A 9408-nucleotide genomic window follows, 5' to 3' on the forward strand; every position below is an offset into this window, starting at 1 on the left:
AAGAGCAGCGAAGTTGTCCCACTGGCGGATGCCACAAGTTACAGTTGTGCTTTGTTCAAACCTTGACAGCGGGTGAAGATCTGCTCGGGAGTGACTGGCAGCCGGTCCGTGTGGATGCCATCGGCAATGGCATCATCTACCGCGGAAGCGATTGCCGCGCCGGCGGCAATGATGCCAATTTCGCCAAGGCCCTTGGCGCCAAAGGGATTGTCTGGCGACTTGGCATCTTCAGTTACGAAACAGTCGACGTTCGGCATCTCCTGCGCGCCCGGCAACAGGTAGTCCATAAACGAAGTCGTAATTGGCTGTCCGTCCTCTTCGTAGAGGAACTCCTCGTAAAGGGCGCCTCCAATGCCTTGCACAGCGGCACCAATGATCTGACCCCTTGTGGTCAGCGGGTTAATTACACGCCCTGCTTCCGTGGAGGTCGAGAAGCGAAGTATCTTATGGCCGCCCGTGCCAGGATCTAGTTCGATTTGCACCAGCGTCACCCCGTACGGGTAGTTCATGGCGTTGTTCACGTAGACCGCGTCCGCCGCGAGGCCCGGCTCATCATTGTCCGCCCTAGCCGTGAAAGGGTCCCTCGCCGCCGCAATCTCGTACAGCGTAATTTGCTGATCAGTGCCCTTGACCTTGAAACTGCCTGCCGCCAATTCGAGGTCTTCCGGATCAACCTCGAGCATCTCAGCTGCCAGACGCCTGGCTTTATCCACCACTGCAAGCGCCGCCTTGCGGGCAGCACCCCCAGCGAGAACAGTTGAACGGCTGGACCAGGAGCCGACGCCGTCCGGAATGAGCTCTGTGTCGCTATGGACGATGTCAATGTTTTCGGGAGCGATCTGTAGTTCTTCGGCGACAATCTGGGCCAGAACTGTCTCGATTCCCTGTCCGACCGAAGAACCTCCGGTCTTGACCGTAACGCGGCCTGCGCGGCTGACTTCGACACCACCTGTTTCGAAAAGCCCCAGCCCTGCCTTGTCCATAAGCACGCCGAGGCCTACGCCAACTTTCCGGCCCTGCGCCCGCAGTCGTTTGGATTCTTCAATCCACTCCGAAAAGTTTGCCGCCTCCAGCGCTTCGCCGAAGTGCTTTACTACATCTCCCGAGTCGAAGTGGTAAGGCTCGTGGACGATATCGAGACCAGGCGTCCACGGGAGGTCTTCCGTGGTAAGAAGGTTTCGCCGCCGGAACTCCGCCTTACTGAGACCGATTTCTTCACATGCCAGATCGAAGATCCGCTCACGAGCAAAAGTGGATTCATATCGTCCAGGTGCGCGATAAGCGCCGACAGGTGTTTTGTTGGTGAAGACGGCGTGCAGGGTAGCATCGTAGGCCGGAACCCGGTAGGGGCCGAACACAATGCCGGCGGTAATGTCGCTGACTAGTGGCTCGGCTTGCCTGAAATAGGCTCCATGGTTGTGGAAAATTTCGTCCTTCATGCCCAGAATTTTGCCCTCAGCATCGAGCGCGAGTTCCAGCTTATGCACCATTTCCCGAGCATGGGACGTGGATGTCATGTGCTCGGCGCGGTCCTCAGTCCATTTGATCGGGACTCCCAATGTGCGGGCTGCCCATGCTGCAACGACGTTTTCCGGGAAGACTCCGCCCTTCACCCCGAAACTGCCGCCGATTTCTACGTGTTTCATCCGGACATTGACCTCGGGAAGATTCAACATCTTGGCGATGATCCTGCGGTTGTCATGCACATGCACTGTGCCCCAGATGAATAACGTGTCCCTTGCCGGGTCGGGCTGCACCACTACGGCCCGCGGCTCCATAGGTACACCGGAATGGCGGTTCGTAACGTACTTGTGGCGGATGATGTGCTCGGCCTCGGCAAAGGCCCGGTCAATGTCGCCGTAGGCCTTTTTAATGCGTGCACCTTCATTGCCACGCCCCGGAAAAAGCTCAATCTCACCGGTCAACGCTTCTTCCGGATCCAGGAGGACCGGGAGCGGCTCGTACTCGATAGAGACCAGTTCGGCCGCGTCTTCGGCAAGATAGGGATCAACGGCAAGTACGGCAACCACCGGCTGCCCCACATACTGCACCTTGTCTACTGCCAGAACGGGGTGGCTAAAGTCCTCAATATTTTCGTAAATCTCGTGGTATCCCAGCTCTTCCAAGAGGATGGAACCCAAATGCCGCGTGTGCTCAGACGTGACAACCATTCGTACGCCCGGAGTCTTTGCGGCTTCAGTGACGTCTATGGACACGATCCGCGCATGGGCCTGTGTCGAACGGACAATGCGCATATGCAATTGCCCGGGCACTCCCAGATCGCCAGCAAATGTTGCTGATCCAGTGAGGAGCCGGCGGTCCTCCCGCCGCAGAACCTCCTGGCCTATCCATGCCTGTCTGTTGCCCTTGTCCGCGTCGGCCGTGCCGGTATCAGGGATGAGCGTTTTAGCCTTTGCCATCATGGGCTCAGTATGTCACCGGGCCGGGAAGCCCGGATGTTCAGGCATTGACAAAAACACCGCCTAAGTATCCGCAGTTAGTAGGCGCCCTCGCGCCGCTTCCATAGCAAGATCATTCCGCAGACCCCTTGTGCGGGGTCACGGAAGTCTGAATTTAGGGAGACGGCAGTATGACTGTAACTTCGCAAGTGAAACCTGAAGATGAAATGCTGAACTGGGGACGCCTTATCCTCGACGGCGTTTCCTACTCGGACATGGTGGGTGCCCGCGATAGGCCTAAGGAGATTACCTGGTTTGACTACTGGATGAATCTCGCAAATGAGTACGAGCAGGAAGCGGAAAGTAAAGTGGCCCTGGGCCACGACCTGTCCGCCGGTGAGCTCCTGATGTCAGCGGCGCTGTGCGCCCAGTACGCCCAGTTCCTTTGGTTCGATGAGCGCCGACAGAAGGGCCAATCTCGAAAAGTTGAACTATACCAGAAAGCAGCCCCACTCTTGTCCCCGCCCGCACAGCGACACGAACTGGTGGTTGACGGCATTCCGATGCCTGTTTACGTGCGAATTCCGGAAGGCCAGGGACCACACCCCGCGGTCATCATGCTCGGTGGCCTGGAGAGCACCAAAGAGGAAAGTTTCCAGATGGAAAACCTGGTGCTCGATCGGGGCATGGCTACTGCCACGTTTGACGGGCCTGGGCAGGGCGAAATGTTTGAACACAAGCGGATTGCCGGTGACTACGAAAAGTACACGTCAGCGGTAGTGGATCTACTCATCGGACTTGAAGCAATCCGGAACGAAGCTATCGGAGTTTTGGGCCGAAGCCTGGGCGGTAACTATGCGCTCAAGTCGGCCGCATGTGAACCGCGTCTGGCGGCGTGCATTTCCTGGGGCGGATTCTCCGACCTGGACTACTGGGACCTTGAGACTCCCTTGACAAAGGAAAGCTGGAAGTACGTCTCCAAAGTTGACACTCTGGAGGAAGCAAGGCAGCACGTCCATGCTGCTCTGGAGACCCGGGACGTCCTACCAAACATCGCATGCCCTACATACATTCTGCACGGCGTGCACGACGAAGTTCCACTGTCCTTCGTGGACACTGTCCTCGAACTGGTCCCGGCAGAACACCTGACCCTGGTAGTTGAAAAGGACGGCGATCACTGCTGCCACAATCTGGGAATCAGGCCCAGGCTTGACATGGCAGACTGGCTCCAAGATGTTCTAGTGACGGGAAAGACACCTCCCCCGGCTATGAAGGGATGGCCGCACAATGGATAAGATCAGGAAAGTCAGCACGGGCACCGCCCCGCTTGAATCCTGGCAGCCGGACGGTGTAGTCGTCCATGAGGGAAGCCCGAACGGGCACGGGTTCACGCTCTTTGAACGCACTTCCTCTCCACAATTCGGCACGGGTATCTTCACTTCGCAGCCGTGCACAACAACTTATGAACTCACCGATAACGAGATCATTTACGTTGTCGAAGGCTCCGCAACGCTAACTCTTGCATCCCAGGAGCCGGTCCCTGTAACCGCCGGCGACCTGGTATTCCTTCCGAAGGGACACACGTCTACTTGGGAGTTTCACGAGCCATTCAAGGAAATCTGGTTCTTGGTGGAGTAGAAGCCGCTGGCTGGCAGCGACTCCTCAAAGGGGTTCACTCAGAGGGCGGGTTGCGGGAGACCGGGAGAATCCTCCAACCCGCCGAGCTCCAGCTTCATAGCCTCGACCATCCGCGAGAGCCTGATGGCGACGGGCAGTTCATCTCGGAGCAAGCCACGTGAACCTATTTTGCCTTCGATGAGTTTTAGACGGTAAGCGATAGTACGGCTGTGAACTCCCAGACGCTGTGCTGCCGCTGCCGCGTTCTGGCCCGAAGCAAAATATGCTTCGAGAGTTTCGACTAACCTACTTGGGGGGTCTTGGTGCAACCCGAGGCCCCCCAATTCGTCGGAAATAAATGAAGTAACGGCAGCGAGATCGCGCGTAGCCAACGCTTCAAGCATGACATCTTCATACCAGGTGACCTGGGTGCCCAGTTTTTGGGCGACCGAGTCGGCCTCCAGCGCTCGTCTGTGCGTAACTACGAACCCATCCAAGCCTTCGCTCAAAGTCCCAAACGAAATCCGCGTGTCCTTCGGTAGGTCACTTGACAGGACAACCTGCCGTGGTGACGGCAATCGACTCGACCACTCGGCCCAAATATAGCCGGTCTCATCCTCGGCTGTGATAACAAGGGGACGGATCCTAGATGCGCTGCCGAGGGTCCGAGCCACAGCCTCCACACCGTCACCGGACACAACCGCAGCAAGATGCCGGCCTGAAAGGTTATAGGAAAAAACTGTCGAATCTATTGGCAGTCCAGCGAGGAGAGCCCTCAGCGTCGAAAGCTTCCTCCGGTTTTGACTCTGCCTGGAGAATGCAGTGCTCTCCATTTGGTATGTCTCGATGATGGACGCAGAAACTCTATCGTTCCAGGCAAAATGGCTTGCACTGGCATGCCTCAGGACCTTGGACCTTCGAACGGGATCGGTGATGATTCGGTGCGCCTCCTCAAGTAGAAACTCCCACAAAGTGGCCTGAGCCGCCCTGGATCCCCGGAGCAGGTGATGCAAGTCCACGCCGGCCCGTGCCGCCAACCTCACCTCCCGGAGAGTCTCATTGGAAGCCCTGGTTGCCCCGACCCGCCCTTGACCGATGTATTCGAGGACATCACGCAGGGAAGCTGTGATGGTTTCCGATTCTGCCTCCGTGAGGGACGAGTTACGTGTCGCGGCGGAATAGTCTTCGTACGTATACTGCAGTCTCGCCCGGATGCAGTCGTAGATTTCAGGAATCCTTGCCTTCACTGCAACGGAAAGTTCGTCCAGTCCTTCCTCAATGGTCATACACTGAGACTATCAAGGGGCCTGGTCTGTGCCGAGACCACAGCGCATGAAATAGGAACATGATCCAGACACAACATCTATCGGCAATATCGGCCGCCGTCACATCAGATATCGAACACTTGTCCGACTCGATGGTCCGCCGACTCCATGATGACGTTCAGGCCGGTGTGGGCTTAGATCCGGCACTTTCGCTGCGGCGGTCTGAGCGGCTGTCCGCCGCCCTGCTATCTATCAGCAGGGCCTTGTCCGGGTCAGACGAACCAGACGAAAATTTCCTGCGGGAGGCCACCCTTGAGGCGCGCGAAACAGCCCAAGCCGGTGTGGATCTACTCGAACTCATCCACACCTACAGAGTGCTGCAATCTGCGACCTGGGATGTGCTCCTAGACCTCACAACAACTCTTGTCCCAGATGCATCACAGCAATTAGAGATCCAGAAGTGGGTCTCCCAGTTACAGCACCGATGGCATGACGTGGTCGTTGCCAACGTCATCGACGCGTATCGTTCCGAACAGCATCGATTCTTCTACAAGTCTGAGGATCACCGGCTGAGGAATGAGTTGCGGGACTTCATTTCAGGAAGGCGCACGGCCCGACCTAACGCTGCCTACCCCTTCGAAGGAAACCACCTATCAGTGGTGGCCTGGGGAAATGATCCGAAGGGGATGATCACCCTTGCCGCCACCATCCTTAACAGCAATGCGCCACTGATACTGGAAAGCACCGGCGGAGCTTTTCTGGGCTGGTTGCCTGTATCAGATGGACTGAGCTCTGCAACGCAATTGACAGAAGGCGACCTGCCCGATGGAGCACATCTTGCCCTGGGATCCCTTGACAAGGGTTTCTCCGGCTTTCGGCACAGTCACCAGCGCGCATGGAGAGCTTACAAAGTCGGCCGTCTCACGGGGGCGCGAATAACGCACTATAGCGACGTAGCTCTGGAAGCTGTCTTCGCCACAAATATGCAAGCGGTGCGTGATTTGGTCGCGCAGCAGCTGGGTCCTTTGCTCACCGATCCCCGCAAAGACATACTCTGTGACACCCTCCGGGCGTACTTCTCAGCCGGCTGCAATGCGGTAGCGGCCGCGACAGCACTCCAGGTTCATGAGCGCACCGTGGCCTACCGTCTCAGATCCATTGAAGAACGGCTTGGCATCAGCGTTGCCGAACGCCACGTGGAACTACTTGTCGCACTACGACTTTATGGTTTGCTGAAGTCAATCGCCCAAACAGACATCCTCTGAGTTAGGGCGCTCAGCATCAGCGCTGCTTGGAATTGTCTGTTCTAGGCAGGTCCGGGCACTGTTTTGTCCCATGACGCAGAGCGCAAAGCCATACCAAGGGGGCAAAGTAGTGGCATGAACAATGAGCGCGGCCGGCGGTATTGCCCGTGAAGCCACCTTCCTTCGAATACGTTGTTGCCGACTCGGTTGAGGATGCGCTCCGCCTACTCGCGGAGGGAGGCGATGACGCGAAAGTCATCGCCGGAGGTCAAAGTTTGGTCCCGCTCCTGAATTTCCGGATGGCCCGTCCCTCACTTCTGGTCGACATCAACCAGGTGCCCGGTTTGGCAAACATAAAGAAGACCGACCATGCTATGGCGATTGGCGCCTTGACCCGTCATGCGAAGCTAACGACCTCCAAGACCATTTCGCAAAACCTTCCAATCTTGTCGGAAGCGGCAGCGTGGATCGCGCACCCTCAAATTCGTACCCGAGGAACGATTGGCGGCTCTCTTGCACATGCTGATGCTGCGGCAGAGCTGCCCGTAGTCCTGCTAGCCCTTGACGCCTCCGTCACCGCACGGTCTCTACAAGGCGAGCGAAAGATTCCTATCAAGGAACTGCTAGTCTCACATTTCGTCTCGAGCATCCTTCCCGGCGAGCTCATTGTGGAGGTTAACATACCTCTGCTACCTCCCGGCACTGGTGCTGCATTTGATGAGTTCTCTCGGAGGCATGGCGACTACGCCATAGGAGGAGCGGCATCCATCGTCACCCTGGACGAACACGGCAAATGTTCGCGGGCGAGAATTACTGTCCTGGGTGGAGGATCAACCGCCATCCGCTGCCAAGAGGCGGAAAAAGTCCTAATAGACAGCACCCTGTCCAGCGCCGACGTTGCCACAGCTGCCCGGGTGGCGGTACAGGGGCTTGATCCCGTGCCCACAGTGCACGGGAGCGCTCCCTATCGCACCCAAGTTATTCGGACAATCGTCGAACGAACCCTCGCCCAAGCACGGCACCGCGCGAGACCGACAAAGGAAAGCATGGAATACTGATGAACGCCTTTCGCCTCACGGTTGAAGTAAACGGAGTCAACCACGAAACGGACGTCGAGCCTCGTCGGCTCCTCGCAGATTTCCTACGCGAAGACCTGCACCTCAGAGGGACACGGGTAGGCTGCGAGCACGGCGTTTGCGGTTCCTGCACTGTGCTGATGGATGGTCAGCCCATTCGATCCTGCACCGTGCTGGCAGTGCAGGCGAACAACGCCAGGATTGAAACAGTCGAAAGCCTACAGCAGGAAGGCGACCTTCACCCGCTACAAAGTTCCTTCTCAAAGTGCCACGCCCTGCAGTGCGGTTTTTGCACATCAGGTTTCTTGATGTCTCTTAAGCCTCTCTACGACGACGAAGACGTTACCCTCGATGAGACAACCGCTCGCGAAGCTATTTCCGGAAATATATGCCGGTGTACGGGATACCAACAAATCGTGGAAGCCACAGTAGAAGCCTTCCAATGTAGGAATCACAGCAGCTGACACGCGTCGGCCACGTCACGTCAGCGCTAACGGTCTCATGGCCGTTCGGCCATGGCTGTCACCTCCGCGCCGGTTGCGGGCTTTGGGGAATCAGGCAGTTGGTCTGCGAAGTAATGCGGCATCTCGTGAGGTGATGAATGCAACAGAATGCGCTCCCGGGCGGAGACGAAACTATCCGGACGCACGAACCCTGTGGGCGGCTCTGGCAAGCAGTTTCGTTGCAGAAGATACTGCTCCGCGCAGCCTCCGCGTACCAAGATTCTGAGCAGGTCTCGATGTGGGAATCCTGGCCAAACAGCTGAGTGACCGGAAATCAAGGCGGCAACTGCCGATAGGAAGCCACTAACCGCAAGATTACTGCAAGACCCCTTGGGACAGTCCCCCCACATTTTCCGGGCCAGACACGACTCCTCCTGGCTCGGGATCCACCCTCGGTCATGGACTGCGGGGAATGCAACGGCCTGCATTTCCCGCAGTCTTCGTGGGCTATGTCGCTCTGCACAGGCGGGGCGACGTCTGCCGCTGGCCGTTGTCAATGGCCTTTGGTTTCTGCCCACGGGCGGCCAGTTAATCGGCCCGCTGGTGGCCAGTAAATCTGCCCGGTGATGGCCAACAGATCTGCCCACTGAGGGTTTTCGGTGGGATTGGCCATCGTCGAGGGTTTGTTAGTTCAGTTCGGTGACTCCTTTCCCGGCGAGGGCTTGAGTGAGTCGGATGGAGTCGCCGCTGGTTTGGCAGACGTGGGCGTGGTGCAGGAGCCGGTCCACGGTTGCCGTGGCGAGGGTTTTGGGCATCAGTTCATCGAAGCCGGCGGGGTGCAGGTTCGAGCTGATCGCGACGGAGCGTTTCTCGTAGGCGGCGTCCACGACCCGGTAGAGTCCTTCGGCGGCGTCGGTGGCCACCGGGAGAAGGCCGATGTCATCGATCACGACGAGTTCCGCGCGGAGGATTCTAGCCACGGCCCTGGTGACGCTGTCGTCGGTGCGGTGTGCGCGGATGAGGGCGCCGAGGTCTTCGAGTCTGAACCAGGCAACGCGCATCCCGGCTTCGACGGCTTGCTGGCCGAGGGCTTCGAGGAAGAACGTTTTCCCGGTGCCGGAGGGCCCGCAGACGACCAGGTTCTCGCGTCGGGTGATCCATTCCAGGGTGCGCAGGGCTTGCTGGGTGGGCGCCGGGATGGAGGAGACGGCGGGGTCCCAGACGTCGAAGGTCTTCCCGGTCGGGAAGCCTGCTGCTTTGCGCCGGGTGGCGAGCATGGACCGGGCCCGGCCTGCGGCTTCTTCGGTGAACAGTGCCTTGATGATCTCGGTTGGTTCCCAGCGCTGGGCGCGGGCGGTCGCGAT

The 9408-nt window shown here is 58.2% G+C and carries 8 protein-coding genes; 5 read left to right on the forward strand and 3 right to left on the reverse strand.

What is annotated here, in order from left to right; all coding sequences use genetic code 11:
• Positions 1 to 38 precede the first annotated feature (38 nt).
• Positions 39 to 2423, reverse strand: coding sequence for a 6-hydroxypseudooxynicotine dehydrogenase complex subunit gamma (gene kdhC / locus ACTJK0_RS18840; protein WP_159630005.1), 2385 nt, complete (start codon positions 2421 to 2423; stop codon positions 39 to 41).
• Positions 2424 to 2590: 167 nt separating this feature from the next.
• Here kdhC and ACTJK0_RS18845 point away from each other — a divergent pair, with 167 nt between their 5' ends.
• Together ACTJK0_RS18845 and ACTJK0_RS18850 are read left to right on the forward strand one after the other, a co-directional pair.
• Positions 2591 to 3694 (forward strand): 2,6-dihydropseudooxynicotine hydrolase, encoded by a 1104-nt coding sequence (locus tag ACTJK0_RS18845; RefSeq protein WP_159630003.1) that lies wholly within the window; start codon positions 2591 to 2593, stop codon positions 3692 to 3694.
• Positions 3687 to 4037, forward strand: coding sequence for a cupin domain-containing protein (locus ACTJK0_RS18850; RefSeq protein WP_159630001.1), 351 nt, complete (start codon positions 3687 to 3689; stop codon positions 4035 to 4037). The genes ACTJK0_RS18845 and ACTJK0_RS18850 overlap by 8 nt, the downstream gene beginning before the upstream one ends.
• Positions 4038 to 4075: 38 nt before the next feature.
• Here the strand turns inward: ACTJK0_RS18850 and ACTJK0_RS18855 are convergent, their stop codons facing one another.
• Positions 4076 to 5302, reverse strand: a complete 1227-nt coding sequence (locus ACTJK0_RS18855; RefSeq protein WP_159629999.1) for a PucR family transcriptional regulator — start codon at positions 5300 to 5302, stop codon at positions 4076 to 4078.
• A gap of 59 nt (positions 5303 to 5361) precedes the next feature.
• Between ACTJK0_RS18855 and ACTJK0_RS18860 the strand changes: the two genes are divergently transcribed.
• From ACTJK0_RS18860 to kdhB, 3 genes are all read left to right on the forward strand, one after another.
• A complete protein-coding gene (locus ACTJK0_RS18860) occupies positions 5362 to 6546 on the forward strand; it encodes a PucR family transcriptional regulator (RefSeq protein ID WP_159629997.1) in 1185 nt (394 codons plus the stop codon).
• Between the two features lie 146 nt (positions 6547 to 6692).
• Positions 6693 to 7583, forward strand: a complete 891-nt coding sequence (gene kdhA, locus ACTJK0_RS18865) for a 6-hydroxypseudooxynicotine dehydrogenase complex subunit alpha (protein WP_159629995.1) — start codon at positions 6693 to 6695, stop codon at positions 7581 to 7583.
• On the forward strand, positions 7583 to 8065 hold the full coding sequence (kdhB, locus tag ACTJK0_RS18870; protein ID WP_159629993.1) for a 6-hydroxypseudooxynicotine dehydrogenase complex subunit beta: 483 nt from the start codon (positions 7583 to 7585) through the stop codon (positions 8063 to 8065). Before kdhA ends, kdhB begins: the two co-directional genes overlap by 1 nt.
• Positions 8066 to 8730: 665 nt before the next feature.
• Here kdhB and istB read toward each other — a convergent pair.
• A partial coding sequence (gene istB, locus ACTJK0_RS18875) for an IS21-like element helper ATPase IstB (RefSeq protein WP_440744013.1) occupies positions 8731 to 9408 on the reverse strand: 678 nt, incomplete at its 5' end.

It is taken from the genome of Paenarthrobacter sp. 22069 (assembly GCF_052046035.1).
Classification (GTDB): Bacteria; Actinomycetota; Actinomycetes; order Actinomycetales; family Micrococcaceae; genus Arthrobacter.